This is a genomic window from Pseudoalteromonas sp. XMcav2-N, from assembly GCF_024124545.1.
Taxonomy (GTDB): Bacteria; Pseudomonadota; Gammaproteobacteria; order Enterobacterales; family Alteromonadaceae; genus Pseudoalteromonas.
This window is the reverse complement of record NZ_JAMXSF010000004.1, coordinates 259,079-284,744: the sequence shown is the minus strand read 5'-3', so window position 1 is coordinate 284,744 and position 25,666 is coordinate 259,079. Positions and strand designations below refer to the sequence as shown.

The 25,666-nt window shown below is 50.9% G+C and carries 28 protein-coding genes and 1 riboswitch; of the genes, 6 read left to right on the top strand and 22 right to left on the bottom strand.

What is annotated here, in order from left to right; translation table 11 throughout:
- Positions 1 to 46 precede the first annotated feature (46 nt).
- Together srmB and gshB are read left to right on the top strand one after the other, a co-directional pair.
- The gene (gene srmB / locus NH568_RS07595; protein WP_054014621.1) at positions 47 to 1,279 is read left to right on the top strand and encodes an ATP-dependent RNA helicase SrmB; all 1,233 of its coding nucleotides are present in this window, start codon (positions 47 to 49) and stop codon (positions 1,277 to 1,279) included.
- 171 nt (positions 1,280 to 1,450) lie between these two features.
- Positions 1,451 to 2,497, top strand: a complete 1,047-nt coding sequence (gene gshB, locus NH568_RS07590) for a glutathione synthase (RefSeq protein ID WP_125778864.1) — start codon at positions 1,451 to 1,453, stop codon at positions 2,495 to 2,497.
- 69 nt (positions 2,498 to 2,566) lie between these two features.
- Here the strand turns inward: gshB and NH568_RS07585 are convergent, their stop codons facing one another.
- Positions 2,567 to 2,863, bottom strand: coding sequence for a hypothetical protein (locus NH568_RS07585; protein ID WP_253046119.1), 297 nt, complete (start codon positions 2,861 to 2,863; stop codon positions 2,567 to 2,569).
- On the opposite strand from NH568_RS07585, the gene NH568_RS24185 reads away from it, so the two are divergent.
- Complete coding sequence (locus tag NH568_RS24185; protein WP_253046179.1) at positions 2,783 to 4,330, top strand: tyrosine/phenylalanine carboxypeptidase domain-containing protein; 1,548 nt, start codon at positions 2,783 to 2,785, stop codon at positions 4,328 to 4,330. The two genes, NH568_RS07585 and NH568_RS24185, sit on opposite strands and share 81 nt — an antisense overlap.
- 69 nt (positions 4,331 to 4,399) lie before the next feature.
- Entirely contained in the window at positions 4,400 to 5,200 is an 801-nt protein-coding gene (locus NH568_RS07575) for a hypothetical protein (RefSeq protein WP_253046118.1), read from the top strand.
- On the opposite strand, the gene NH568_RS07570 is transcribed toward NH568_RS07575, so the two are convergent.
- Genes NH568_RS07570 through yaaA form a run of 3 tightly spaced genes read right to left on the bottom strand, consistent with a single transcriptional unit; the run spans position 5,172 to position 7,452 of the window.
- Positions 5,172 to 6,347 (bottom strand): MFS transporter, encoded by a 1,176-nt coding sequence (locus tag NH568_RS07570; protein ID WP_253046117.1) that lies wholly within the window; start codon positions 6,345 to 6,347, stop codon positions 5,172 to 5,174. The genes NH568_RS07575 and NH568_RS07570 overlap by 29 nt on opposite strands.
- Positions 6,348 to 6,401: 54 nt before the next feature.
- Positions 6,402 to 6,659 (bottom strand): hypothetical protein, encoded by a 258-nt coding sequence (locus NH568_RS07565; RefSeq protein ID WP_253046116.1) that lies wholly within the window; start codon positions 6,657 to 6,659, stop codon positions 6,402 to 6,404.
- A 13-nt stretch (positions 6,660 to 6,672) separates the two neighbouring features.
- Positions 6,673 to 7,452 carry a peroxide stress protein YaaA gene (gene yaaA, locus NH568_RS07560; RefSeq protein WP_125716554.1) on the bottom strand — a complete coding sequence of 260 codons (780 nt, stop codon included), beginning with the start codon at positions 7,450 to 7,452 and terminating at the stop codon, positions 6,673 to 6,675.
- Between the two features lie 299 nt (positions 7,453 to 7,751).
- On the opposite strand from yaaA, the gene tal reads away from it, so the two are divergent.
- Entirely contained in the window at positions 7,752 to 8,702 is a 951-nt protein-coding gene (tal, locus tag NH568_RS07555; RefSeq protein WP_253046115.1) for a transaldolase, read from the top strand.
- 312 nt (positions 8,703 to 9,014) lie between these two features.
- Positions 9,015 to 9,206 carry a DUF3545 family protein gene (locus NH568_RS07550; RefSeq protein ID WP_125557981.1) on the top strand — a complete coding sequence of 64 codons (192 nt, stop codon included), beginning with the start codon at positions 9,015 to 9,017 and terminating at the stop codon, positions 9,204 to 9,206.
- A 44-nt stretch (positions 9,207 to 9,250) separates the two neighbouring features.
- Here NH568_RS07550 and ung read toward each other — a convergent pair whose 3' ends face one another.
- From ung to NH568_RS07460, 18 genes are all read right to left on the bottom strand, one after another.
- Positions 9,251 to 9,910: a uracil-DNA glycosylase gene (gene ung / locus NH568_RS07545; protein ID WP_253046114.1), complete on the bottom strand. Its 660-nt coding sequence runs from the start codon at positions 9,908 to 9,910 to the stop codon at positions 9,251 to 9,253.
- A gap of 2 nt (positions 9,911 to 9,912) precedes the next feature.
- Positions 9,913 to 10,791 carry a cobalamin-binding protein gene (locus NH568_RS07540; RefSeq protein WP_253046113.1) on the bottom strand — a complete coding sequence of 293 codons (879 nt, stop codon included), beginning with the start codon at positions 10,789 to 10,791 and terminating at the stop codon, positions 9,913 to 9,915.
- Complete coding sequence (cobO, locus tag NH568_RS07535) at positions 10,791 to 11,390, bottom strand: cob(I)yrinic acid a,c-diamide adenosyltransferase (RefSeq protein WP_054014613.1); 600 nt, start codon at positions 11,388 to 11,390, stop codon at positions 10,791 to 10,793. Before cobO ends, NH568_RS07540 begins: the two co-directional genes overlap by 1 nt.
- A complete protein-coding gene (locus NH568_RS07530; protein ID WP_253046112.1) occupies positions 11,387 to 12,868 on the bottom strand; it encodes a cobyric acid synthase in 1,482 nt (493 codons plus the stop codon). Before NH568_RS07530 ends, cobO begins: the two co-directional genes overlap by 4 nt.
- Positions 12,865 to 13,407: a bifunctional adenosylcobinamide kinase/adenosylcobinamide-phosphate guanylyltransferase gene (gene cobU, locus NH568_RS07525; protein WP_253046111.1), complete on the bottom strand. Its 543-nt coding sequence runs from the start codon at positions 13,405 to 13,407 to the stop codon at positions 12,865 to 12,867. The genes NH568_RS07530 and cobU overlap by 4 nt, the downstream gene beginning before the upstream one ends.
- Positions 13,404 to 14,180 (bottom strand): adenosylcobinamide-GDP ribazoletransferase, encoded by a 777-nt coding sequence (locus NH568_RS07520; RefSeq protein ID WP_253046110.1) that lies wholly within the window; start codon positions 14,178 to 14,180, stop codon positions 13,404 to 13,406. Before NH568_RS07520 ends, cobU begins: the two co-directional genes overlap by 4 nt.
- Positions 14,177 to 15,241 carry a nicotinate-nucleotide--dimethylbenzimidazole phosphoribosyltransferase gene (cobT, locus tag NH568_RS07515; protein ID WP_253046109.1) on the bottom strand — a complete coding sequence of 355 codons (1,065 nt, stop codon included), beginning with the start codon at positions 15,239 to 15,241 and terminating at the stop codon, positions 14,177 to 14,179. Before cobT ends, NH568_RS07520 begins: the two co-directional genes overlap by 4 nt.
- Before the next feature lie 16 nt (positions 15,242 to 15,257).
- Positions 15,258 to 16,250 carry an iron ABC transporter permease gene (locus NH568_RS07510; RefSeq protein WP_253046108.1) on the bottom strand — a complete coding sequence of 331 codons (993 nt, stop codon included), beginning with the start codon at positions 16,248 to 16,250 and terminating at the stop codon, positions 15,258 to 15,260.
- Complete coding sequence (locus NH568_RS07505; RefSeq protein ID WP_253046107.1) at positions 16,247 to 17,044, bottom strand: ABC transporter ATP-binding protein; 798 nt, start codon at positions 17,042 to 17,044, stop codon at positions 16,247 to 16,249. Before NH568_RS07505 ends, NH568_RS07510 begins: the two co-directional genes overlap by 4 nt.
- A 305-nt stretch (positions 17,045 to 17,349) precedes the next feature.
- Positions 17,350 to 17,475: riboswitch (cobalamin riboswitch) on the bottom strand.
- Positions 17,476 to 17,483: 8 nt separating this feature from the next.
- Positions 17,484 to 18,083: a histidine phosphatase family protein gene (locus tag NH568_RS07500; RefSeq protein WP_253046106.1), complete on the bottom strand. Its 600-nt coding sequence runs from the start codon at positions 18,081 to 18,083 to the stop codon at positions 17,484 to 17,486.
- 77 nt (positions 18,084 to 18,160) lie between these two features.
- Entirely contained in the window at positions 18,161 to 18,373 is a 213-nt protein-coding gene (gene nqrM / locus NH568_RS07495; protein WP_010382924.1) for a (Na+)-NQR maturation NqrM, read from the bottom strand.
- A gap of 109 nt (positions 18,374 to 18,482) precedes the next feature.
- On the bottom strand, positions 18,483 to 19,460 hold the full coding sequence (locus NH568_RS07490; RefSeq protein WP_253046178.1) for an FAD:protein FMN transferase: 978 nt from the start codon (positions 19,458 to 19,460) through the stop codon (positions 18,483 to 18,485).
- Between the two features lie 344 nt (positions 19,461 to 19,804).
- Positions 19,805 to 21,031, bottom strand: coding sequence for an NADH:ubiquinone reductase (Na(+)-transporting) subunit F (gene nqrF, locus NH568_RS07485; RefSeq protein WP_058797332.1), 1,227 nt, complete (start codon positions 21,029 to 21,031; stop codon positions 19,805 to 19,807).
- 20 nt (positions 21,032 to 21,051) lie between these two features.
- Positions 21,052 to 21,660 (bottom strand): NADH:ubiquinone reductase (Na(+)-transporting) subunit E, encoded by a 609-nt coding sequence (gene nqrE / locus NH568_RS07480; protein ID WP_010382927.1) that lies wholly within the window; start codon positions 21,658 to 21,660, stop codon positions 21,052 to 21,054.
- A 10-nt stretch (positions 21,661 to 21,670) separates the two neighbouring features.
- Positions 21,671 to 22,303, bottom strand: coding sequence for an NADH:ubiquinone reductase (Na(+)-transporting) subunit D (locus tag NH568_RS07475; RefSeq protein WP_010382928.1), 633 nt, complete (start codon positions 22,301 to 22,303; stop codon positions 21,671 to 21,673).
- A complete protein-coding gene (locus NH568_RS07470; RefSeq protein WP_253046105.1) occupies positions 22,303 to 23,049 on the bottom strand; it encodes a Na(+)-translocating NADH-quinone reductase subunit C in 747 nt (248 codons plus the stop codon). Before NH568_RS07470 ends, NH568_RS07475 begins: the two co-directional genes overlap by 1 nt.
- Positions 23,042 to 24,241: an NADH:ubiquinone reductase (Na(+)-transporting) subunit B gene (locus NH568_RS07465; protein ID WP_046002970.1), complete on the bottom strand. Its 1,200-nt coding sequence runs from the start codon at positions 24,239 to 24,241 to the stop codon at positions 23,042 to 23,044. Before NH568_RS07465 ends, NH568_RS07470 begins: the two co-directional genes overlap by 8 nt.
- A 1-nt stretch (position 24,242) precedes the next feature.
- On the bottom strand, positions 24,243 to 25,586 hold the full coding sequence (locus NH568_RS07460; RefSeq protein ID WP_253046104.1) for a Na(+)-translocating NADH-quinone reductase subunit A: 1,344 nt from the start codon (positions 25,584 to 25,586) through the stop codon (positions 24,243 to 24,245).
- Positions 25,587 to 25,666 lie beyond the last annotated feature (80 nt).

Sequence of the window (25,666 nt, the reverse complement as noted above, 5' to 3'; positions counted from 1 at the left end):
GATTGCCAAGTATAATTCCGCTATTGTCCTTTATTTGTGATGCACTATGCAATTTACTGAATTCGATCTCGACGGCACACTACTGACTGCCATAAAAAAAATGGGCTTTGAGCAAGCCACCAGCATTCAACAGCTGGCCATTCCGGAGGCCCTGATGGGCCGCGATATCCTTGCTTCCGCACCAACGGGCACAGGTAAAACAGCCGCGTTCCTGATCCCGGCAATTCAGTATTTGATGGATTTTCCGCGTCGCGACCCAGGGTTTGCCCGTGTGCTGATCATGACGCCAACCCGAGAGCTGGCCTATCAGGTGTTTGAGCAATGCGAAGCGCTGGCTGCAGGCACACACCTGAAAATCGGGGTGGTGACAGGGGGAATTAACTACGGCAGTCACAAAGAGATCTTCGAAAAGAACAACGATATTCTGATAGCCACACCGGGGCGTTTGATGGAATACCTTGAAACCGAGAACTTCCATGCCGATAACGTTGAGCTGTTGATCCTCGATGAAGCCGACCGCATGCTGGACCTGGGCTTTAAAAAAGAAATGCTCAAGATCTGCAACGAAGCCAAAAACCGCCGTCAGTGTTTCCTGTTTTCAGCGACCCTGGAAGGCGACAGTGTTGAGCTGTTTGCCGAGCGTATCTTAAAAGATCCGGCGCTGCTTGAGGCGGAGTCATCGCGTAAAGAAAAAGGCAAAATTCATCAGTGGATCCATCTGGCCGATGATTACGAGCATAAACTGGCGATGCTGGCCAACCTGCTGCAAAGTGAAGACGTCACTAAAGCCATTGTGTTTGTCAAAACCCGCGAACGCCTCGAAAAACTGGTTGGCGAGCTATACACCCAGGACATCAAAACCACCTGGCTGCGTGGTGAAATGCCGCAGGACAAGCGCATGGCCGCCATGGCCAGCTTCCACAGTGGTCGCACCCGTATTCTGATCGCCACCGATGTGGCAGCGCGTGGTATCGACGTCGCGGACATCAGCCATGTCATTAACTTTGATATGCCGCGTACCGCCGACATTTATGTGCACCGTATTGGCCGAACCGGTCGTGCCGGTAAAAAAGGCACCGCCATTTCACTGGTTGAGGCCCATGATGCTGAGATCCTCGGCAAGGTTGAACGCTATACAGAGCAGAAACTAAAACGCCGCGTGATTGAAGGGCTGGAGCCAAAACACAAAGAAGCTAAGCTGCCGAAAAAGAAAAAAGATCCGGCAAAAATCAAAGCCAAGAAAAAGGCCGCCAAAGTCAAAGCGAAAAAGAAGAAGTAGCCTGACCTGAGCCATATCAGGACGCTGCCCGGCGTCCTGTACTAACTTACTCAACTTTCTAGTATCCCCCTTTATTTTTTATCCTGACGATAAAAATAACTCGCGAGCTAAGCACTGCTTTTGTCGTTATAGTCGCCCAAAATAAGCCTGATTAAGTGAACTATTCCGACAGTGAAAATTTGTTTTATTATGTACCCGTGGGAGCGGGTTGACGCCGAGAACGACAGTACCCTGCGCCTGATCCACGAAGCGGTATCGCGCAATCACATAGTGGCCATTACCACAGTCAACGCCCTGACCATCCGCGACAGCGTTGCCAGCGCGTTTTGCGACGTATTCGTCAAGCAGGACAAAGTCTCCGATAACTTCGTCAGTTTTTACAACAAAGCCCAGTTTAAGCGCACTCAGTTACCACTGGCCGGTTTTGATGTGATTTTTATGCGCGCCAATCCGCCGCTCGATACCCTGGCCATGAACTTTCTTGATTCTGTGCGCGACGATACCTTTATCGTGAACGACATCGACGGGCTGCGTATTGCCAACAATAAGCTGTACACCGCGTCCTTTCAGGGCACCGCCAGTGAGTTTATTCCAGCCACCCATGTGTCAAAAAACAAAGAGTACCTGGAGCGGATCTTCGCCGAATCCAGCTGCGACAAAATGATCCTCAAGCCGCTCGATGGCTACGGTGGCCGCGGGGTCATTGTGCTGGAGAAAAGCGCCAAGCAAAGTTTCAGCTCCCTGCTGGAGTTTTATATTGGTGGCGATGAGTCTGGCAAAGGCAGTAATTATGTGATCTTACAGGAATATGTGCCCGGCGCTGCAGAGGGCGATGTGCGGATCCTGATGCTCAATGGCGAGCCCATCGGGGCGATGAAACGCATTCCGGCCAGTAATGAAGTGCGTGCCAATGTGCATGCCGGTGGCAAAGTGGTTAAGCACAAACTGACAGCGCAGGAGCAGGCACTGTGCAAGCACATAGGCCCTAAACTGGTACGCGATGGACTGTACTTTGTGGGCATTGATGTGATTGGCGGCAAGCTGATTGAAGTCAATGTACTCAGTCCGGGCGGGATCTCGCGGATTAACCGCCTGAATCGCACCCGCTTGCAGGTACAAGTGATCGACTTTGTTGAAAGTGTAGTGCATGCCAAAGAGCTGGTAAACCATCGTAAAAATGCATTTCGTCAGGTAATTGAAGATGCCCATGCAGTCTGAACAAGCGCTGGTCGCGCCCTTGCCGCCCTGCAACCCTTTGAAGGGGAAGTGGCCGGCGGTGCCGTGTATTTACACATCCGCGAATATGTGCCTTATGTGGCGACAGCCGTCCATGCCGGGAGCCGCTTGCGGACCTCCTTGCACGGCAATATGGCGCTGAGCGAACAGGCCCGTTTTGAAGAGGAAAATCCCCACACCGGCGAGCTGATTGATGCCATGCCGATTGTGTTGATAGCCCGTTATTCCCGTTAAGAGTACGACCTCAACCGTGCCCCGCAACAGGCCATTTATACCCAGGCCTGGGGCAAAGAAGTCTGGCAACAGCAGCCCGATGGCCCCGAGCGTGATCTCAGTCTGTCTAAACATGCGGCCTACTATCAGGTGATCAAGCTGGTACTGGATACACTGGAGAAAAAATTCGGTGCCTGTCTGGTGTTCGACATCCACAGCTACAACTGGCAGGTTCGCCAGTACGACTTTGCGCCCGACTTTAACCTCGGCACTGCCCAGCTCGATGCACTGCGCTGGCGTCCGGTGTTTAATACCCTCAGGCAACAGCTGTGTCGTAAAAAGTTTCAGGGCGCGCCGCTGAGCTTTGCCGAAAACAATGTGTTTCAGGGTGACGGCTACCAGGCCACGTTTGTAACCAAAACATACAAACACACCCTGATCCTGCCGCTGGAAGTGCGTAAGTTCTTCATGGATGAGCTGACCGGGGAGCTCTACCCGCTGGTGTTCGAAAAGCTCAAGCGCAATTTGCATATTGCCCTGACCCAGACCGCGCGGTTTTTTATTAAACGCTATTGCTCCAAAGGCATGGTGCAGTTTAACCATGTTCAGCAACATATAGATCCGGCCATTAAGGCGGTCGATCTGGCGCTGTATAAACTGGCCCGTAACCTGGATACCCTGCATTATGTCAACCCGACGAACATTGCTCAGGAAAAGCGCCGCTTCTTTAACAAAAGCCATTACCGGCCCCAGTTTAAGTATCGTCCGCTGCGCATGGATCCCTATGAATTTAAAGAGCAGCTCTATCGCTTGCCCGTGGCGGACATCGGCGATCCGCTGATCAAAGACATTTATCGCAAGTTGATTGATAACTTTGCCACTAAAATTGATGTGATCACTCAGGTCGGCAAAGAGCAGTTCTTGTATAACTCGCTGCGTTACTATGGTGAACCGAGTGTCGATGACATCGCCAACGCGCGCTTTATCATTCATGCCACGGAGCCACAGCCGGCGGCCCCAAAAACCATTAATGCCGAACAGGCACTGGGCCGCTTTGAGCAGGCCATTGCACAAATGCAGCTGCCCTGTAAGGTGAGCCTGTCGACTAAGCTGGTGGCCAAGGCCATGGTGGATAACGGCAAGAAAACCCTGCGGGTCAACAGCACGGCGATGTTCTCAGAACTGGATGTGCGAGCGCTGATTGAGCATGAAATTGGTGTGCACCTGCTCACCACGCTCAATGCTGAGCAACAGCCGCTACATCTTCTGCGCCTGGGGCTGCCGGGCAATACCTATACCCAGGAAGGGCTGGCGATTTTCCGTGAGTTCCAGTCAGAGAATATCAATCTCATGCGCCTGAAAACCCTGGCGTTGCGGGTGCTGGCCGTGGATAAAATGGTCAAAGGTGAGCAGTTTTATCAGGTGTATGAGTTTTTACGAGATACCAGTTATCTGGGCAAAACCGGGCTGGCACAGCTGGATGCCATTGACATGCTGGTTGAACGTCAGTTACTGGATAAACCGGCCTACCTGCCGGATTATAGCCGCGATCCAGCTCAACCGGATGCTATTCTCAGCTATCTGATTAGCTGTATAAAATAAGCCAACGGCTTTTATCTTGTCAGACACGGGGTTACACTGCATACAGTACTCACTGATGCAGGAACCCCGATGCTCACAGCACAACAAGTCACCGCTCTGGAAGTGTATCTGGCCCATTTACGCCTGAAAGTTGACCCCGCACTGGCACAAAAGTATCCCACCTTTGCGGGCAAACCTTATCCACTCGGGCGCTGCAAAGAAGTTCGCAATGCTATCCAGGATCTGCTCAAAGCTGAGCTGGCAAAAGAGCCCGTTGCGGCACCTCTGCAACCGCTCAAAGCCCTGCTGGACACCGGCCTGACGCTCGAGCCGGTATGGGGCTCGCTGCGTGATGAGTATTTTCAGAATGCGCTGGTGGCCGGCCCCTGGTACCTGGATGCAGCCAATGATACCGTCAACCCCAATAAACCCCGGGTCGAGATCCGCTTACTCGCAGAATCGGGGTTTGGTGCCATTACCAGCTTTGAGCAGTTCGTTAAAATCGCTCGCAGCTACTGGGAGGTCGAAGTCTATCGTAATGAGATTTTCCCGGCACTGGCGCCGTTTTTGCCTTTGGTGTGTGTGAGCCATACCGGTGTCAGCTGGTTTGCCGCCGCCAACGACGACATGCTGCTGCTGGCACGCGACAGTGCCTTTGAGCTGGTCGAGCGGATGCTGCCCACTTTGCCAGCACCGCCACCTACACTTACTGACAAATGGCACAGCGCCGCGGCCAGTGTTGATATGCCCAGCCAGCTGTTAAAAGCGCAAACACGCAGTGCCCAGGCCATGTGTCAGCACTACCGCAGCGAGGGCAAACACCTGGATATCCTGTTTCGCGATGAAGTGGTGCTTGCCTACCTCAGCCTGCCGGTAAACGTGCAGGTGTAACACTGCCTCTGGACAGCACAAGGGTGGCTATTAAAGCGGCCAGCACCACAGGCATACTCCACAGGTTGAGCGTCTGCCAACCCACCGTGGCTTCCAAAAACCCAGCACTCAGTGAGGATGCCACTACCATGCTGAAGACCAGAAATTCATTACAGGCTTGTGCCTTGGCGCGCTCCTGCGGCGCATACGTCTGACTGACTAATTGCGTTGCACTGATGAACATAAAATTCCAGCCCACGCCAAGGGCAAATAAGGCCAGTAAAAAATGCCAGTGGCTCACGCCCAGCAGGTTAATACCAGCGCTAGCCAGATACAGCACACAACCCGACAGGATCATCACCCGTGCCCCAAAGCGCTCAATCAGCTTACCGGTGAAAAACGACGGCAGGAACATACCCAGCACATGCCATTCAATCACCAGCGCGGAGTCCGCCAGATCAAATCCATGGCGATGCATGGCCAGCGGCGTTGCGGTCATCAGAAAATTCATCACGGAATAGCTGATCATAGCCACCAGCACCGCCAGCTGAAACTGCTTCTGTGCCACGATCTCTTTCAGGGTCCGAGCGGGTGCATCAGTGGTATGTGGATCCACTTCAGCAAAGCGTACGCCCTGTAACAGCAATAAGGCAAACACATACAAGCCGCTAAGCGCAACAAATGAATTAGCATAATTAAGTGCCGGATACGCCTCATTGACCCAAACGGCCAGATTCGGTCCTAAAATCGCTGCCACCACACCACTGGCCATAATGGTCGAAATGGCCGTAGCGGGCTTGTCACTGGCCTCTATGGCCGCAAATCGATACAAGGTGGCAAAACCAATACCGATACCAATCAAAGTGGTCGCCACACAAAACAGGGCAAAATGATTCTCTCTGAGCGCCCAGACACCCAGTAAAGTGCCGCTGATACCGACCAGATTACCCAGTGAGAAGCCCAATCTGCGACCGGTTTTAGCCATGATCAACGAGGCCGGAATGGTCGCCATCAACAGTCCGGCCATTTGCATTGCTACCGGCAAAGTGGTCAGCGCCGCCGACGGGCTGAGCAACTGACCAACCAGCGCAGAGATGGTCACCAGCAGAATATTTCCCGTGGTGATCAGGCCCTGGCAGCAGGCCAGCAGCAAGACATTTTTATTCAATGAGATAATACTCCAAAAATCTGAGAAGCGGGCTTGTCGCCCGCACGCTGGTTATCACTCCCACTCAGGAGGGAGAGTTTTACGCTCAGCAGGCGCGTTCACCCTGCATTGATTCGCCTGTTCATAACAACGCTGAATGCACCGTGCCTGAAGCGGATCAGCACTGACATAGTCATCCTGGCAGCGCTGCACACAGGCACGCTCATTATGTTCACATGTAAGGACGATGCCACCTGCATGTGTGCTGAGCTGACCCTGACAGCCAGTCAACAGCCCAATGAATGTAACCAAAATCAACCCTTTAGCCACCATGGATAACTCCCGATTAGTTTTGCTCAGCGCGTAAAAACACCGGCTCACTGGCTTTTTGAGTGGCTTCTTCGCTGTAGTAATAACCCGCGACATCAAACGCTTTTAATGCCTCAGGTGACTCGACCTGATTGTCCAGAATGTAGCGCGCCATCATGCCGCGGGCTTTTTTGGCATAGAAACTAATCACCTTGAACTGACCATTTTTACAGTCTTTGAACACCGGCGAGATGATCTCAGCCTTCAGTGCCTTTTTGTCTACCGCTTTAAAGTATTCATTTGATGCCAGGTTAATCAACACCTGACTATTAGTCGCTTCCAGCGCTTCGTTGAGCTTGTCGGCAATGATACGACCCCAGAATTCATAGAGGTTTTTACCGCGCGGATTATCCAGCTTAGTGCCCATTTCAAGGCGATACGCCTGCATCAGATCAAGCGGTTTCAGTACCCCATAGAGGCCAGACAAAATACGCAAATGCTGCTGTGCATAGTCCAGTGTTGCGTCATCCATACTTGCCGCATCCAGGCCGGTGTACACATCGCCATTAAACGCCAGCACAGCCTGCTTGGCATTATCGGGAGTAAAAGGCTGCGACCAGTCGGCAAAGCGCGCCGCATTCAGACCCGCCAGCTTATCGCTGATCTTCATCAGCGTGCCTATCTGTTGCGGTGATAAGTCACGACACACGTGGATCAATTCTTCACTGTGTGTGAGCAGTTCGGGCTGGGTAAAACGCGCGGTGTGCGCCGGAGTATCATAATCGAGATTTTTTGCCGGGGAAACGAGAGTGATCATGGCCTGCCTATTGACTTAACTATTGATAAATGTCAATTTCAACACTATCCCCCGGTGAGCGCAAGCGCAATATTCTTGGGGGGTTCGACACTGCTTGCCCAGTTGCTGGCAGACCAGCCTGTTTGCAGTTCGTCACACAGATCCCCGACTGACGAAGTGCACCCGCATCCGGCATTCGGATTTTCTCGTGAAGCGACCTCGCAAATACGGACATATGACCTATTCACACAGGTCACGGTAATGCAACATAGGAAAAGTAGACTTTTTGACACGCTGCTATGAATTGGAATGAGGACAGCATGACTTCAGCATTAGATAGGCTAAAACAGCATTCATCTATCGTCGCCGACACCGGAGATATCGAGGCAATCCGTAAACACCAACCGGAAGATGCCACCACTAACCCGTCTCTGCTTCTAAAAGCAGCCGAGATGCCTGCTTATCAGGATTACCTGAAAGCAGCCTGGGATTACGCCAAAAGTCAGCATGACGACGCGGCACAACAACTGGAACTGGCTTGTGACTACTTTGCCGTACTGATTGGTAAAGAGATTGCCAATATTGTACCTGGCTATATCTCAACCGAAGTCGATGCACGCTTATCGTTTGATACCGAAGCGACCATTGCCAAAGCACAGCAGTTACTGGCGCTCTATGAGCAGCTGGGTGTCAGCAAAGACAAGATTTTAATTAAAATCGCGTCTACGTGGGAAGGCATCAAAGCCGCAGAAGCTCTGGAAAAGCAAGGCGTGAAATGTAACCTGACCTTGCTATTCAGTCAGGCGCAGGCCCGTGCATGTGCCGACGCTAACGTGTTCCTGATCTCGCCATTTGTTGGCCGTATTCTGGACTGGCACGTGGCCAATGGCCTGGAAAAGCCGACTGATCCGCTGCAAGATCCTGGCGTACAGTCTGTACGCAGTATTTACGAGTTTTACAAACGTCATGGCTACAACACGGTTGTGATGGGTGCCAGCTTCCGTAACACCGGCGAGATTATCGCACTAACAGGCTGTGACAAGCTGACTATCAGTCCGGCACTGTTAGAAGAGCTGGGTGAGTTGCCTGCCACAGAGGACTACTTACTGGATAGCGATTATGAGGTTACAGCGAAGCCTGCTCCATTAAGTGAAAGCGAATTCCGCTGGTTGCATAACCAAGATGCCATGGCCACTGAAAAGCTGGCTGAAGGTATTCGTTCATTTGCGGCAGCTCAGGAAACTCTGGAAGCGCGCTTTAAAGCCTTGTAAGCATATCGCTTCCAGCGCTCATCAACTATGCGAAAAACGCCATCTTATGTGGCGTTTTTTTATTCCCTACGATTTATTGCCCGGCTCATCGGCTCTCTACCCGCCAGCGCTTTGTTTTCCTAACTTCAGCATAACTTGAAGCAAATTTGAGCTTCATCAAACTGTCACCTGCTTTTAACCTGACGGACACATTTTTATTTTACTTTTCTCTTGTCTGTGGTATACCAGCATTACTTGAAGTGTGTTTTTCATTCAAATTGGGTAATGCGTAAACACAAATCTTTGAGGTTAGTACATCAATAGGAGAAATTCATGGATAGCCTAGACGATTTTATTTCAACACTAGAAAGTCCTGCACCAAAGAGAAGAACCTCATCTAAAGGCAAAAAAAGAAAGTGGCGTGAAATTGAAGCGCTGAAAGACAAACAACGCCTGCGTAAGGAATTGGAAGAACTGGACATATTCGCAGACAGCATCGATCTGGACGAGCTTGACTTTATTTAACGAAAAAGGCGCATTGAGCGCCTTTTTTTGTTTTTGAATCCGGCTTAGACTTGCCAGTTGATGGGCGTTTTGCCCATGTTTTGCAATAGCATATTGGTTTGCGAGAAGTGCTGACAGCCAAAAAAACCACGATGCGCTGACAACGGAGACGGGTGAGGTGCGTGCAGCACGTGATGACGTTGCTGGTCAATCGCTTTGCCTTTCTTTTGCGCATGCGCGCCCCACAGCAAGAAAATAACCCCTTCGCTGTGTTGGTTCAGCTGTGCAATGACGGCGTCGGTAAAGCGCTCCCAGCCGAGGTGTTTGTGCGAGTGTGCCTGTCCCTGTTCAACCGTCAGTACGGTATTGAGCAGCAGGACGCCCTGCTCTGCCCAGGGCAGCAAATAGCCGTGGTCAGGGATCTGAAAGCCCGCGATGTCTTGCGCCAGTTCTTTGTACATGTTGGCCAGTGATGGCGGCGCCTTGACGCCTGGCAACACAGAGAAACACAGTCCGTGAGCCTGATCAGGTCCGTGGTAAGGATCCTGACCCAGGATCACGACTTTGACCTGATCAAAAGGGGTCGCCTTGAACGCCTCAAATACCTGCTCCTGAGGTGGGTAAACAGTCACGCCCTGCGCCCGACGCTCAGCAACATAGGTTAGGGTGTCCTGAAAATACGCTTGTTGTTTTTCGTGCCCGAGCACGTCACTCCAGGTTGTCATGTTTATTTCCCAGTTGTTGTGAGTTTCTGATAGTAAGTTCGCGAAGTATCAAGTCTATCACATAATCCGCTCAGCCCTTCAAGCACCCGGCTGGTATATCGGTGCAATAAATCAGCATTCACTTCTATGTATTGCTGATGCTTGGCAGCCGGGATTTCTGGCCACTTTTGCCAGTCAATTTTTGGCTGTGCTTTTTTGGACTTTTCCTGCGGGATCACTATCACCTGTGGCTTAGTATGCAGTACGTTTTCGATACTGATCTGCGGATATGCTGTGGTGGCATCAGCAAATACATTACTGGCCCCACACACCTCCAGGGTTTGATGGATCCAGGTGGTGCCATTGACTGTCATCATAGGCGCAGGCCACAGCTGATAGAATACAGATACAGGCATAGCTGAGCGATAACGTTCCTGCAATTTTGTCAGGCCTTGCTCAAAGCGCCGAGCAACCTGCTCAGCGTTTTCTTCCAGTGCTGTTAACTGACCCAACCAGCGCAGCGCATCAGGGATCTGTTGTAAATCTTTGGTTTCGCTGTACACCACTTTGATGCCAAGTTGCTCAAGCTTATCCAGGTCGGCTTGCTGATTGCCCCCCTGCCAGGCAATCACGAGGTCGGGCGATAAAGCCAGTAGCTTCTCCAGTGCAATACCATGATAACCGCCAATACGTGGGATCTGATTGGCCTCAGCAGGAAAGTCCGCGTACTCCACGGTCCCGACGATGCGCTCCCCTGCGCCAATGGCATATAGGTTCTCGACTATATGTGGCGCCAAAGCCACAATCCGCTTGGCAGGCGACGCGGAGCTATCATCTGCGCTCGCTGATATCGCAGTCAACAAGAACACCATGTTCAGCCAGATGATAAGGGCCTTGCTCATCAAAAGTCGAATCCTTTTTGTGCTTTGATCCCCGCTTCAAAAGCATGTTTCACATTGCGCACCTCACTGACGGTATCGGCCAGCTCAGTCAGACGACGATGTGCACCACGGCCGGTGATGATCACCGACTGCATCACAGGGCGATTTTCCAGCGCCTCAATCACTTCATCCAAATCAAGATAGTCGTAGCTGACCATATAAGTGAGCTCATCCAGCAGTACCAGGTCGATACTGTCATCCTGGAGCCACAGCTTTGCCTGTTGCCAGGTAGCCTGCGCCGCCTGGGTATCTGTCTCACGGTTTTGTGTCTCCCAGGTAAAGCCGGTCTTCATGACGGCAAACGGCACACCAGCACGCTCCAGCAAGTTACGCTCGCCGCATTCCCACATGCCTTTAATAAACTGCACAACCGCAGCATTCATGCCATGACCCACGCACCGGGCCACGGTACCAAACCCTGAAGTGGACTTACCTTTGCCATTGCCGGTGATCACCTGCAATATGCCTTTTTCTTCCTGTGCCTGCTCGATTTTGGCATCGACCTGCTCTTTCACTTTTTGCTGTCTTGCCTTGTGTTTATCTTGATTGTGTTCGCTCATGCTGTCCTCTGTTCACTGATTGCCAGAATTTTATCTATCTCTAAATGGGTTTCACACATATCTGCCAGCCGCTCAAGTTGCTGCTCCCGGTGCTCAGCCAGATTGAATCCGCTGCCACTGTAGCGACCTTCGCTTGCCCACTGCAGCACACAGGTTAGCCCCTCGGGACTATCAAATAACCCGTGCAGATAGGTGCCCGCCAGCTGGTTGTCCTCGCTGATAAAACCATCAACTTGCCACCCCGATGGATGTGCAACAAACTGCAAAAATGGCCGCGCCAGTGCCGGGCCCTGACTAATCCCGCAGTGGATCTCATAGCCATTCAATGGCGTTTGCTGTGCGTTTAAAAGGCAGTTTGCCTGCACCTGAGTCAGGGTTTTATTGCTCGTCAGTTTAGTATCAAACTCCGCCAGACCGAGACCTTTAGTAGTGCCGAGCGTCGACTCAACCTGTTCCGGATCGCAAATGCTCTTGCCCAGCATTTGAAATCCGCCACAGATCCCAAGTACCTTACCGCCATAACGCACATGGCGTCGCAGCTCAATGTCCCACCCTTCTGCGCGCAAAAAGGCCAGGTCATTGAGGACATTTTTACTACCGGGAATGATCACCAAGTCGGCAGCGCCTATGGTTTCGGTGTGGCGCACATAACGCAGGTCCACTTTAGGGTCTAATCGCAGGGTATCAAAATCGGTGTGGTTGCTAATATGTGGCAGTAGCAGAACCGCCACTTTCACCTCGGGGCTGTCGATGCGATTGGCAACGGTCACGGCATCTTCGGCATCCAGCGCCAGGTCATGCAGGTAAGGCAGCACGCCTAATACAGGTTTACCGGTATACTGCTCGAGCCAGTCCAGGCCGCTTTGCAGTAAGGCAATATCGCCGCGAAAGCGGTTAATCACAAATCCCTTAACAAGGGATTGCTCATACTCACTTAGCAGCGCCAGAGTGCCAACCAGATGGGCAAACACCCCGCCCTTATCGATATCCGCAATGATGATCACCGGGCAATCCACCTCACAGGCAAACCCCATATTGGCGATGTCATTTTCCCGCAGGTTAATTTCCGCCGGGCTCCCGGCTCCTTCTACCACACACAGTGCATGCTGTTCGCTGAGCCTTTGATGTGAGGTCAGTACTGCCTGCATGGCGACTTTTTTGTAGTCGTGATAGCCCGCCGCTTCCATATTACTCAGCGCCCGGCCATGCACGATTACCTGCGCACCGGTATCTGAATTCGGTTTGAGTAAGATAGGGTTGAGGTCGGTGCTGAGCGGTACCTTGGCGGCTATGGCCTGTAGCGCCTGAGCCCGGCCAATTTCGCCACCATCCGGCGTGACCGCACTGTTAAGTGCCATATTTTGTGGTTTAAACGGAACGACCTCAATGCCGCGGCGCTGTAATGCCCGGCACAAGCCCGCTACCAGCGTGCTTTTACCCGCATCGGAGGTGGTGCCCTGTACCATTAACGTATTCATATCTCCCCTCCTTTAAGTGTCAGCGGCAAACCCGCCATCACAAAATCGACTTTATCCGCCAGCGCGGCAATGTCCTGATGCAGCCAGCCGGCTTCATCAACAAAACGGCGACTTAACTCACCAAGTGGCACGATACCGTGGCCCACTTCATTGCTGATCAGAATAATCTGTGCATGGCTGGATTTCAGGGCACTCAGCAGCGCCCCGCGCTTGTGTTGAAATGCCGAGTCGCGGTAGTCGCACAGCGCTGTGGTTAGCCATAAAGTCAGGCAGTCAATCAAGACGCCATCATCGGGCCCAAGTGTGCTCAGAACCTGATCCAGTGCCCAGGGCTCCTCAACTAGCTGCCAGTGCTTGGTGCGTGTTGCCTGATGGTGGGCGATCCGCGCGGCCATTTCCTCATCCCCGGGGCGCGCCGTGGCCACATAAATTAGCCGGGCCACTTTGCCATCACTAAGCCAGCGCTCGGCCCTTTGCTCACCTAATCTGCTTTTTCCTGAGCGAGCCCCGCCGAGGAGCAATTCCACCCGTCCTGTCATAACCAGACGCCCAGACAAAATAAATACACGACCACCTCACCCAGTTGCTGCGCCGCGCCCAGGCAGTCTCCGGTATACCCACCGAGCTGACGCTTAAACCAGTAAATACAAATCGCGCGGCATAGCCAAAGTACACTAAGCAGCGCAATGCTTTGCCATAACGTAAACAGCCCGGCTATCCAGCTCACTATCAGCAAGCTCAGACCACACACATAGAGTAACTGCTTACTTTCATAGGCAAGAGACTGAGCAACCGGTTTCACTTTACTTTGCGCATCCGCCTGCACATAGTCCAGTTTACCGATCAGGCTGGTCGCCATGGCACGGCTCAGGCCATGGGCAAGAATGAGCGCACCGCAGACATAAAGGGCGTGCTCACTCAGTGTCAGCAAAGCTTGATATTTGGTAAGCAGCAAGATGATCAATGCGGCAGCACCATAAGTGCCAAGGCGGCTGTCTTTCATAATGGTGAGCTTGTCGGCTACGCGCCAGCCGCCTCCAAAGCCGTCCCAGACATCGGCAAAGCCATCTTCATGGAACGCGCCGGTGATCAGCAGTCCGCCGCCAAGCGTGAGCAATACCGCAATGCCTTCGGGCAAGAAGCTGCTCAGCACTAAGTAGATAAGGGCCAGCAGAGCACCCAATAACACGCCCACCCAGGCAAAGTAGCCACTGGCCTGATTGATATCCTGATCGCTGACCTCGCCCGTCACTTTAGCGGGGATGCGGGTCAGAAAAATCACCGCCAGTTTAAATTGTCTCAGCGCATTCATGAGGGTTCGACCACCTGAGTGACGGCCGCGGCCTCGAAACTGGCCATCTGATAATAAAACGCCAGCGCACTTTGACACAGAGGTAAGGCCAGTGCGGCACCCGTGCCCTCGCCAAGTCGCATGTTCAGGTTCAGCAATGGCTCAACATTGAGCCAGTTCAGCATCGCCTGATGCCCCTGCTCACCCGAGCAATGTGCAAAAACCATATAATCTTTACACGCAGGGTCTATCCGATAGGCCAGCATGGCCGCGGCTGTCGCAATAAAGCCATCCACCAGAATGACCTTCTGAGCTCGGGCAATCTCCAGTATGGCACCGACCATCTGACAGATTTCAAACCCACCGAGACGGCGCAATACCTCACACGGGTCATGCAATGCCTCACGATGTAATCGCAAAGCCTGCTCGATAAGTTGTTGCTTTTTCTCTACCACCCCTTCGCTGACGCCAGTGCCTCGCCCGACCGTTTCAGCACTAGTTAGCCCGCTCAGGGCAGAAAAAATGGCTGCAGCGGCGGTGGTGTTGCCGATCCCCATTTCGCCCAATGCAAATAAGTTAGTGCCTGAGCTCAGCGCTGGCTTTACCGCTTCTTGACCCAATGCCAGGCCTTGCTCCAGCTGCGCTTCACTCAGTGCTGGTTCAAGGTGCAAAGGCCGGGTGATATTACCAAGACGCTGCGACACCACATTCAGCTCAGGCGCTGGTGGCGTCAAAATACCGCAGTCAATCACACTCAATTGCCAGCCAAGCTGAGCACACAAAACATTGATGGCCGCGCCACCGGTGGCAAAGTTAGCCACCATCTGGGCTGTCACCTCGCTGGGTGCAATAGAAACGCCTTCGCCTGCAATACCGTGATCGCCGGCAAAAATCAGCATCTGAGGACGCACGATATCTGGTTTTTCGCTTTCAAGCTGACAGCGCTCCATGCCCTGACTCAAAATTGTGACCAGCTGATGCGCCAGCGTTTCGAGCTTGCCCAATGCGCCCTGAGGCTTAGTCTTCATATCTATGGTGTGCTGAATATGCGCGTCATGCTGGCGGTTGAGTTGTGGGATCATAAAGTCTCCGGTTAGATCAGATGCTGGCGGCGCGCTTTTTGGCGATTAACAGCGATAAGAAAAACACGCTGCCAATCGCTGAGGTGATCACCCCAATCGGCAGCTCCTGGTTGTCTATCAGGGTACGGGCGAGTACATCGACCCAAAGCATCATGAGTCCGCCAGATAAGGCCGTCGCTAACATACCCACAGTGCGAACCTGAGAGATAAAAAAGCGCACGATATGGGGGATCATCAGACCAACAAAGCCGACGCCACCACAGGCAGCGACAATCACCGCCGTTAGTATCGACGCCAAAATCAGCATGCCCAGCCTGAGTCGGTGGACATTCACCCCCAGCGTCACCGCACTCTCGTCTCCAACCAGCAAGGCGTTCAGGCTGCGGCGCATCAGTAACATCAAGACACACCCCAGCGAAACAACCAAAGCGGGTAACCACAGCCATTGCCAGTCTGCGCGGCTGAAACTGCCCAGGCTCCAGAATATAATCGCGCTGATGGCCTGAGGGTCACTCCAGTACAACAGCAAACTGGTAAAGGCCGAGAATAAAAAGGTCAAAGCGACACCCGACAACAGCATGTTTTCAACCAGTGCAGTGCCTTTGTGAAAGGCAATCAGCAGTAACAGACTCATTGCCACGGCGCTGCCAGCAAAGGCCGCACCAGACAATGCCAGCGCACTCTGCACACCAAACAGCGCAACCAGCAACACTACGCCGAAGGAAGCACCAGAGGAAATACCAAACAAGTAGGGATCAGCCAATGGGTTTCGGGTGACCGTTTGCAGAATGAGTCCGGCGATGGCGAGCCCTGCACCGGCGAAAAAAGCCAGTAAAGTGCGGGGTAATCGCAGCTCTACCACAATTTTCTGGCTCAGTATGCTGCTGTCATAACTGCTTAACGCCTGCCAGACTTCACCCCAGCTCAGAGAAACAGCCCCGACAGACAGCGCACTGAGCAGACTGAACATGCAGGCAAAAATGAGGCCAGGTATAAGCAAAACCCTCATAGCTGATACCCATAATGATAACGAATGTGTGGCACGCCCGGTGCACTGCTGTGGAGTCCGGGTACTGTTTCTACTTCTGCACACACCCCAAAAATGTCGCTGAGTAAATCGGGGGTTATGATATCCAGAGGTGTGCCCTGAGCCATCAGCTTACCTTGTGCCAGCACCAGTAACTCGTCACTGAGCGCCGCTGCCAGGTTTAAGTCATGGAAAGACGCAATGACAGTCACTCCCATGGCTTTAGCCAGCTCCATGATTTGGATCTGATACTTCACATCCAGGTGGCTGGTTGGCTCGTCCATAATTAATAAATCTGGCTGCTGTACCATGGCCCGGGCGATCATCGCCCGTTGCTTTTCGCCCCCGGACAGGGAATCAAAAGCCTGCTGCGCCTTGTGGCTCAGACCCACGCGCTCAATGGCTTCTAAAATACGCTGTTTATCATCGGCATTGACAGCGCGAAAGAGCGTTTTATGAGGTGTCACGCCCATCGCAACAACCTCGGACAGCGCCAGATTAAACTGGCTGGGGATCTCCTGCAAGACAACGGCTACCTGACGAGCATAATCGCGACGAGAATAGTCCGACACAAGTTTACCTGCGTATCGGACACTCCCCTGTGAGGGCTGCCAATAACGGTACAAACAGCGCAACAAGCTAGATTTACCAGCGCCATTTGGCCCGATCAGACCAATAAACTGCCCACGCGCAATGGTAAAGTTTAACGCTGACAGAATCGGCTTGTCACCCAGGGTCAGGCTCAGGTTGTGCACGGAGATTTGTGGTGAAGTCATACCGCCTCAAATGCAGGCGGCAGCAGAGCTGGCCACTCGCATTGTCACGACTGGCCTTCTGTACTGACTTAAGTGCGCCCGCTTAAGTGTAGGTATTGGCCTTGGTATCTGGCTTCAGACTAATATCAATTTAACTTAATACCTGTTCAATTTGACGGAGCAAATATGACGCTAACGGCGTTAAAAATTTTTCATTTAGAACAACTAAATAGCAAAATTTTTGCCTCGCCTATATGGACGTAGGTGCCTCAGCGATAGCAGGACGCGGAAGCGGTGTTATCGACCATATTTTCTCGCCTCAAAATAGAACACTTAATTAAGCAAATTGGTATAAAAGTCCATTACAGTTGCGGGGACAGCTGAGGATTTGCACCTCATTCCCAATGACTGCCAATACATTACGATTCTAGATTTAGCGCCTATTATGAAGTCCAGACGTCTAAAACACAACTTTCGGCCAGGCACGACCTGCTTCATCGTAGAACACAGTTACTTTAACCATTTTGGCATAGCCTATCTCCAGACAAGATAAATGCGTATCAAAGCCCTCAGGTAAGCCTAACCAGATGGCCAGCAACTGCTTAATAACGCCCGCATGAGTGACAATTGCCACAGACTCAGATGAGGGGCGTGCTGTGAACTGTTGCCACCAGTCAACTAAGCGCTGATGGAATACCGACATCGGCTCGCCATTTGGTGGCGTATACTGCCAGGGGCTTTGCCAGAAATCTCCAATACCGGGCGACTGTGTTGACTGCCAGAGCGCTTCATAGCTTTGTCCGTCCCAGTCACCAAAGTCCATTTCACTGAGCTTGGGATCAACCTGTAATGGCAAACCGGCTGTTTCACAAAACGCGTGCGCCACTGTCTGACACCGCAACAATGGAGAGCTAATCACTTGTGTAATGGCACCACAAGCCTGCAGTTGGGCATACACCTGCTCATTGCCCCGCTCGCTTGCCGGCATATCTGTGCTTCCGAGCAAACGGCCAGTTTCAAGCGGCTCACCATGGCGAATAAAATACAGGATTTGTTGCATTGGGTTAGGGCTCTGTTATTCGGGCCTGAAACGCAAAAACGCAAGCCTGGGCTTGCGTTTTCGATAGTATCAGCGGATTAAAGAATTTGATTCTCTTTCCACATTTGTTCTTTCGCGAGACGCTTTTTGCGCTTATCACACGGATCGTCACAATCACAGATCTTGTCGATACCCATGGAGCCCAGACCACCACAACTGCTGGCCATTGATTTCTTCTGTACGATAACGCCTACCGCCATCGCAACGGCGATCAATAACAGCAATCCGAAGGTAAGTAAAAATAGTGACATCTCAGGCCCCTTTTGCATATTCATCCACAAGTGTGGATGTGTGACGGTGAATTGTGCTCATTATATAACTAAACGCGCTTAAGTTAAAACGTTCGCGACGCAGATCTCATTATAAATAAGGCTTGAATGCGCTGCTGGCATACACCTTCAGACCTTCATCACTTTTGCTGATCAAATAGACCGCTAAGTCGTGTAGCTCGGCGTACGCTCTGGCGCGTTCTGTACCCATCACGGTTAGCGCGGTGGCTAGCCCATCGGCCGTCATCGCGGAAGGGTGCAATACCGTGACAGACACCAGGTCGTGTTTTACTGGCTTACCCGTACCCGGGTCAATCAGGTGGGTAAAAGTCTCACCATCCATTTCATAGAAAATACGATAGTCGCCTGACGTCGCCACACTGTTCTTACCCGGCTCAATCACTTTGTGGATTTGTCTCTGCCCTGCTGGTGCATCCGGCTTCTCTATGGCAATTCGCCATGGCTCATCACTCGGCTTAGTACCCGACAATCTCAGCTCGCCACCAATTTCCACCATATAATTAGTGATACCGTGAGACTCGATGAGTTCGGCCACTTTATCTATACCGTAGCCCTTCGCGGTTGCTGAAAAAGACAGCTCCAGATGGTCCAGTGATTTTGCCAGGCCAGCGTCTGTCAGCGTGAGCTTGTCGAGACCAATTTCGTCACGCATTTGCGCCAGCTGCTGCTCAGAAGGTCGCTTGGTCGGACGCTTGTCAGGGCCAAACCCCCACAAATCAATTAGAGGTCCCATAGTCACATCCAGTGTCTGAGTAGACAAACCCAAACGGATGGACTCAGCAATCACCTTCCTGAAATCATCGCTTATCGGCATGACCTGGTTGGCAGCCAGACGATTAAACTGGTTAATTTCCGAGTTCGGAATATAGGTCGACATAGACTGATTCACTGCTTTGAGGGCGGACTCTACCTCTGTATGTAACTGCACTTTTGTCAGCGTGCTTTGCTGTGGAAAAGCCTTAATGTTATAGGTTGTGCCCATCGTACTGCCCTGTAGCACAATAGGCTCAGCTGATTTGTTTGCCTGGCCACATGCCACAAGCAGCATGCTCAATAAAAAAACTAAACAAAACTGGCTCTGTCTTAGCATCAGTGTCATCCCTTGTAATTTATACCAATTTCACTTAATACCTGTTCAATTTGACGGAGCAAATATGACGCTAACTGTGTTAAAAATTTCTCATTTAGAACAACTAAATAGCAAAATTTTTGCCTTGTTATCGAACATATTTTCTCGCCTCAAAATAGAACACTTAATTAAGCAAATTGGCATCGTTTGCCAGTAACCCCCGCTCTGTACGGAGCATTACCCATAAAAAAGCCCCCCTGCATCGCTGCAGAGGGGCTCTTATTTTATCTTAAAAACCACTTTAAGATCATATGTATTTCAGCTTAACCACCGAAGTCATCAAGCAGGATGTTTTCATCTTCAACACCCAGGTCTTTCAGCATGTTGATAACCGCCGCGTTCATCATCGGTGGTCCACACATGTAGAATTCACAGTCTTCTGGTGCTTCATGATCTTTCAGGTAGTTTTCATAAAGTACGTTGTGAATGAAACCTGTGTAACCTTCCCAGTTATCCTCTGGCTGAGGATCGGAAAGTGCAACATGCCACTGGAAGTTATCATTTTCAGCCTGCAGGCCGTCAAAGTCTTCCACGTAGAACATTTCACGCTTAGAACGTGCACCGTACCAGAAAGACATCTTACGATCAGAGTTAAGACGCTTAAGCTGGTCGAAAATGTGTGAACGCATTGGCGCCATACCTGCACCACCACCAACGAAGACCATTTCTGCATCAGTGTCTTTCGCGAAGAATTCACCGAATGGGCCAGAAATCGTGACTTTGTCGCCTTCTTTCAGTGACCAGATGTACGATGACATCTTACCACAAGGCAGGCTCAGGTTATTAGGCGGCGGTGTTGCAATACGTACGTTCAGCATGATGATGCCGTACTCTTCCGGGTAGTTCGCCATTGAGTATGCACGGATTGTTTCGTCGTCAACTTTAGACTCCAGGTTAAAGAAGCCAAAGCGCTCCCAGTCCGGACGATATTCATCAGGAATATCAAAGTCTGCGTATTTAACATGGTGTGCAGGCGCTTCAATCTGGATATAGCCACCCGCGCGGAAAGGTACAACCTCACCGTCAGGGATGCCCAGTTTAAGCTCCTTGATGAAGGTTGCTTTGTTATCGTTAGAGATAACCGTACATTCCCACTTCTTCACACCGAAGATTGAGTCTTCAACTTCAATCTCCATGTCTGTTTTAACAGCAACCTGACACGCCAGACGACAGCCTTCACGAGCTTCACCTTTAGTGATGTGATCAAGTTCAGTTGGCAAGATGTCACCACCACCAGAGTGAACGTGGACGCGACACTGACCGCATGAACCACCACCACCACAGGCAGATGAAATGAAGATGCCAGCATCAGCCAGTGAGCCTAACAGCTTACCGCCTGGTGCAGATTTAATTGCTTTTTCAGGATCGCCATTAATGCCGATCATGATGTCACCGCTAGGTACCAGCTTAGATTTCGCTGCAATGATGATAAGTACCAACACCACAACGATAGCGATGAACATACTTACACCTAATACAATAGTTTCCATCGTATAGTTTCCTCGCTACCTTAAAGTGAAATACCAGAGAATGACAGGAAGCCAAAGCCCATCAGACCTACCGTGATAAAGGTAATACCCAGACCACGCAGACCATCAGGAATATCAGCATACTTCATTTTCTCGCGAAGACCTGCTAGCAATACGATAGCAAGCGCCCAGCCCACACCAGAACCTAAGCCAAAGATCACTGACTCACCAAAGTTCAGGTTACGCTCAACCATGAAGGATACCGCACCAAAGATTGCACAGTTAACTGTGATCAGAGGCAGGAAGATACCCAGAGCGTTGTAAAGTGCCGGGAAGAACTTGTCCAGAGTCATCTCAAGGATCTGTACAAGTGCCGCGATTACACCGATAAATGTCAGGAACTTCAGGAAGCTTAAGTCAGCTTCTGGGAAACCTAACCACTCAAGTGCGCCTGGTGCCAAAATAGCGTGATAAACCACGTTGTTTACTGGTACAGCAACGCCCAGTACGAAGATTACCGCAACACCCAGACCGAATGAGGTAGTGACTTTCTTAGATACCGCCAGGAAAGTACACATCCCCAGGAAGAAAGATAGCGCTAAGTTTTCAACGAAAACCGCTTTTACAAATAAACTCAGATAATGTTCCATCTCTCTCCCCTTATGCCTTAGCTTCTACTTGGTCTTTCTTCCAGGTACGCAGTACCCAGATAAAGATACCTACTAAGAAGAACGAGCTAAATGGCATAACCAACAGACCCATAGGCTGGTACCAACCACCGTTAGAGATTAGCGGCAGAATTTCAACACCGAACAGTGCACCGGCACCGAACAGTTCACGTACGAAGCCAATTGCGATCAGTACAACTGAGTAGCCCAGACCGTTACCGATACCATCCAGGAATGACATCAGAGGTGGCGACTTCATTGCGTATGCTTCGGCACGACCCATTACGATACAGTTGGTAATTATCAGACCAACGAATACCGTCAGCTCTTTTGCCGTGGCATACACAAATGCCTGAAGTACCTGGTCAACAACGATAACCAGAGACGCGATGATGGTCATCTGAACGATGATCCGCACACTTGACGGAATGTGGTTACGGATCATAGAGATGAACAAGCTTGAAAACGCAGTTACCACAGTCAATGCAATTGACATGATCAGTGCGTTTTTCAGGCTTGAAGTTACTGCCAGCGCAGAACAGATACCCAGTACTTGCAGTGCAATTGGGTTATTTGCGAAGACAGGTCCAAACAGGACTTGCTTCATTTCTTTTGAGTTTGCCATTAGTTCAATGCCCCTTCACGTACTTTCGCAAGGAATGGACCAAACGCATCGTCGCCTGTCCAGAACGTAAATGTATTTTCAACACCGTTAGACGTTAACGTTGCACCAGACAGACCATCTACTTTATGCGCGTCGTTACCTGCTGTGCCTTTCACTACGTCGATTGGTAGCTTTTTGCCTTCCCAGGTTGCAGTCCACCTTGGGTTTTGGATTTCGCCACCCAGACCTGCAGTTTCAGTGTGCTGGTAGAATTTGATTGCCTGAATGGTTTCACCATCCAAATCCAATGCTACGAAGCCGTACATGATACCCCAAAGACCGTAACCCTGAATTGGCAGGATCACAGACTCATATTTACCGTTGCTGTTCTTTGCAAGGTAAACCGGAGACTCAGTCGTCATACGCTGAACGCCCGCAACGTCTTTTGCTTTTGGCAAAGCAACACTGCGCGCCGCATCGAACTTAGTCATAGTGAAATCAAATGAGTTAGGATCTGTGTCTACAAACTCACCGGTGTTCATGTCTACAACGCGTGCGTCAATCACTTGGTTGTAGGTTTCTGACACGTTTTCAACGTTCTCAACGCCAGCAGCTGCCAAAATGTTGCGCTGCACGTCTTCGATTTTGTTTGCCTGTTGCAGTGGGCGAAGCTGTACTGCCGCAAAAGATACGACAACCGCACACACTAAACATAGGCCAACAACAACGCCTAGCGTTTTGCCGATAGATTCATTGTTACTAGACACGTGCTAATCTCCTCTTCACATTTGACTGCACAACCATGTGGTCGAAAAGTGGTGCGAACAGGTTTGCGAATAGAATTGCCAACATCATACCTTCTGGGTATGCCGGGTTAACAACACGGATAAGCACAACCATTACACCAATCAATGCACCATATGCCCACTTACCTTTGTCTGTGAAAGACGCAGATACCGGGTCGGTTGCCATGAAGAACATACCGAATGCAAAACCACCCAGTACTAAGTGCCAGTGCCAAGGCATAGCGAATACTGTGTTAGTGTCTGAGCCGATCATGTTCAGCAGCATAGACATCACGACCATACCCAGGAAAGTACCCAGGACGATGCGCCACGATGCGATACGAACATAAATCAGGAACAAACCGCCAATCATGATAGCCAGTGTAGAAGTTTCACCTACTGAGCCTTGAATAAAGCCGTAGAATGCATTCCACCACAGTACCATGTTGTCATAATCAAGCGCACCTGTTGCAGCCTGACCCAGGTAAGTTGCACCTGAGAAAGAGTCTACCGCTGTCCACACTGTGTCACCTGAGATGTCACCAGGGTATGCGAAGAACAGGAATGCACGACCAGCCAGTGCCGGGTTCAGGAAGTTACGGCCTGTACCACCGAATACTTCTTTTGCCACTACCACACCGAAGGTGATACCCAGCGCAACTTGCCATAGCGGGATCGTTGCAGGCAGGATCAGGGCAAACAGTACTGATGTTACAAAGAAACCTTCATTCACTTCGTGCTTACGCACTGAGGCAAATAATACTTCCCAGAAACCACCAACAATAAATACTGTCGCGTAAATCGGCAGGAAGAAACAGGCCCCGTAGAACATCTTCGCGCCCCAGCCAGAATCAGCCGTAAGCTCACCGCCAAACAGCTGGAATAGCGCCGCCTGCCAAGTGTTTGCAATTTCAAAACCATTGCCCAGCGCGATAGCTGCCTGATGGCCAATGTTGAACATACCAAAGAACATAGCTGGGAATGTCGCCATCCAAACTAAGATCATGATACGTTTCAGGTCGATATTATCACGTACGTGAGTGCCGCCTTTGTTGACATAACCAGGCGTGTAGAAAACAGTTGCAACTGCTTCGTACAGGGCATACCACTTCTCGTGTTTACCGCCAGGTTCAAAGTGAGGTTCAATGTCTTCTAAAAATTTCTTTAAGGCCATTTTAACCTTCCTTCTCGATTGTAGTCAGGCAATCACGCAAAATTGATCCATAGTCGTATTTGCCTGGACAAACGAAAGTACACAACGCCAGATCTTCTTCATCCAGCTCTAGCGCACCCAGTGAAATCGCGCTGTCTAGATCACCAGAGATCAGGTCACGCAACAACAGAGTTGGCAGGATATCAAGCGGCATTACACGCTCATAGTTACCAATTGGCACCATCGCACGCTTTGAGCCACCGGTAGAGGTAGTCATCTTGAACAGACGGCTTGGCGCAAAGTGAGAAATGAAGGTACGGGTTACAGAGAACTTAGTACTACCTGGTGCGATCCAGCCAAACAGCTCTTTTTCGCGACCTTCAGACAACACAGAAACCTGTACATGGTAACGACCCAGGTAAGCATGAGGACCAGTGGCTGTTTTACCAGCTAACACAGAGCCAGAAATGACCCGGTTTTCACCATCTTCAAGTTCACCTGCAACTAAATCGGTTAACGACGCACCAACTTGAGTCTTAACAAGACGCGGGTTCTTCACACTCGGACCGGCCAAAGCAACAACACGATCTGAGTAGACTTCACCGCTTAGGAATAGCTTACCGAAAGCAATCACATCCTGGTAACCCAGGTGCCATACTTGCTTGTTAGCGCCAACAGCATCAAGATTGTGAATGTGTGTACCAACCAGACCAGCAGGGTGAACACCCGCAAACTCATGTACTTCTACCTGAGAAAGCGAAGAGCTCGGCACCTTGCTGCCAGCTTGCTTACAAACAAACACTTTGCCATCAGTCAGACGCGAAACCACAGCCAGACCAGCCTCAAACGCTTCCACGTTTTCAGCGATCACAACAGCAGGATCCGCAGCTAGAGGGTTAGTGTCAATTGCGGTAACAAAGATCGAGCTTGGCGACGCGCTAGGTACTGCTACACGACTAAAAGGACGTGCACGCAACGCTGGCCATTGACCCGATTCGATCAGCACTTCTTTCACCTTTTCACGATCCAGGTTGCCGAGTTCAGCAGCCGGGAACTTTTCAAAAGTGATTTGCTCATCGCCCTGTACTTCAATCACAACGGACTGAAGAACACGCTTGGCTCCACGGTTAATTTCTTTAACTACACCAGAGGCTGGCGCAGTAAACTTGACGCCAGGATTCTTTTTGTCTTCAAAAAGAACTTGGCCTTTCTTGACTTGGTCATCCACACGAACTCGCATGGTTGGACGCATACCAATAAACTCTTCACCCAACACAGCTACTCGTTTGACAGTAGAACCATCATGAATAACTTGCTGTGGTGCGCCCTCTATGGGTAAGTCCAGACCTTTTTTTATGTTGATCATACGCACTTGCATTACATTAACGGAAAGAAATTGATAAATCTTTACTTACCACGGCACTATTCTCTGAGTTGTATTGGAGT

Excerpts from the sequence above, each read along its gene's own strand:
- NH568_RS07550 (WP_125557981.1), top strand. The coding sequence starts at position 9,015 with ATGGATAGCCTAGACGATTTTATTTCAACACTAGAAAGTCCTGCACCA.
- NH568_RS07585 (WP_253046119.1), bottom strand. The coding sequence starts at position 2,863 with ATGTTTAGACAGACTGAGATCACGCTCGGGGCCATCGGGCTGCTGTTG.
- NH568_RS07460 (WP_253046104.1), bottom strand. The coding sequence starts at position 25,586 with ATGATCAACATAAAAAAAGGTCTGGACTTACCCATAGAGGGCGCACCA.
- NH568_RS07520 (WP_253046110.1), bottom strand. The coding sequence starts at position 14,180 with ATGAATGCGCTGAGACAATTTAAACTGGCGGTGATTTTTCTGACCCGC.
- NH568_RS07465 (WP_046002970.1), bottom strand. The coding sequence starts at position 24,241 with ATGGCCTTAAAGAAATTTTTAGAAGACATTGAACCTCACTTTGAACCT.
- NH568_RS07565 (WP_253046116.1), bottom strand. The coding sequence starts at position 6,659 with ATGGTGGCTAAAGGGTTGATTTTGGTTACATTCATTGGGCTGTTGACT.
- NH568_RS07510 (WP_253046108.1), bottom strand. The coding sequence starts at position 16,250 with ATGAGGGTTTTGCTTATACCTGGCCTCATTTTTGCCTGCATGTTCAGT.
- yaaA (WP_125716554.1), bottom strand. The coding sequence starts at position 7,452 with ATGATCACTCTCGTTTCCCCGGCAAAAAATCTCGATTATGATACTCCG.
- ung (WP_253046114.1), bottom strand. The coding sequence starts at position 9,910 with ATGACAACCTGGAGTGACGTGCTCGGGCACGAAAAACAACAAGCGTAT.
- nqrF (WP_058797332.1), bottom strand. The coding sequence starts at position 21,031 with ATGGAAACTATTGTATTAGGTGTAAGTATGTTCATCGCTATCGTTGTG.
- NH568_RS07575 (WP_253046118.1), top strand. The coding sequence starts at position 4,400 with ATGCTCACAGCACAACAAGTCACCGCTCTGGAAGTGTATCTGGCCCAT.
- tal (WP_253046115.1), top strand. The coding sequence starts at position 7,752 with ATGACTTCAGCATTAGATAGGCTAAAACAGCATTCATCTATCGTCGCC.
- NH568_RS07530 (WP_253046112.1), bottom strand. The coding sequence starts at position 12,868 with ATGAATACGTTAATGGTACAGGGCACCACCTCCGATGCGGGTAAAAGC.
- srmB (WP_054014621.1), top strand. The coding sequence starts at position 47 with ATGCAATTTACTGAATTCGATCTCGACGGCACACTACTGACTGCCATA.
- nqrE (WP_010382927.1), bottom strand. The coding sequence starts at position 21,660 with ATGGAACATTATCTGAGTTTATTTGTAAAAGCGGTTTTCGTTGAAAAC.
- NH568_RS07475 (WP_010382928.1), bottom strand. The coding sequence starts at position 22,303 with ATGGCAAACTCAAAAGAAATGAAGCAAGTCCTGTTTGGACCTGTCTTC.
- cobT (WP_253046109.1), bottom strand. The coding sequence starts at position 15,241 with ATGATCCCACAACTCAACCGCCAGCATGACGCGCATATTCAGCACACC.
- NH568_RS07490 (WP_253046178.1), bottom strand. The coding sequence starts at position 19,460 with ATGCTGCTTGTGGCATGTGGCCAGGCAAACAAATCAGCTGAGCCTATT.
- nqrM (WP_010382924.1), bottom strand. The coding sequence starts at position 18,373 with ATGTCACTATTTTTACTTACCTTCGGATTGCTGTTATTGATCGCCGTT.
- NH568_RS07540 (WP_253046113.1), bottom strand. The coding sequence starts at position 10,791 with ATGAGCAAGGCCCTTATCATCTGGCTGAACATGGTGTTCTTGTTGACT.
- NH568_RS07500 (WP_253046106.1), bottom strand. The coding sequence starts at position 18,083 with ATGCAACAAATCCTGTATTTTATTCGCCATGGTGAGCCGCTTGAAACT.
- NH568_RS07505 (WP_253046107.1), bottom strand. The coding sequence starts at position 17,044 with ATGACTTCACCACAAATCTCCGTGCACAACCTGAGCCTGACCCTGGGT.
- cobO (WP_054014613.1), bottom strand. The coding sequence starts at position 11,390 with ATGAGCGAACACAATCAAGATAAACACAAGGCAAGACAGCAAAAAGTG.
- cobU (WP_253046111.1), bottom strand. The coding sequence starts at position 13,407 with ATGACAGGACGGGTGGAATTGCTCCTCGGCGGGGCTCGCTCAGGAAAA.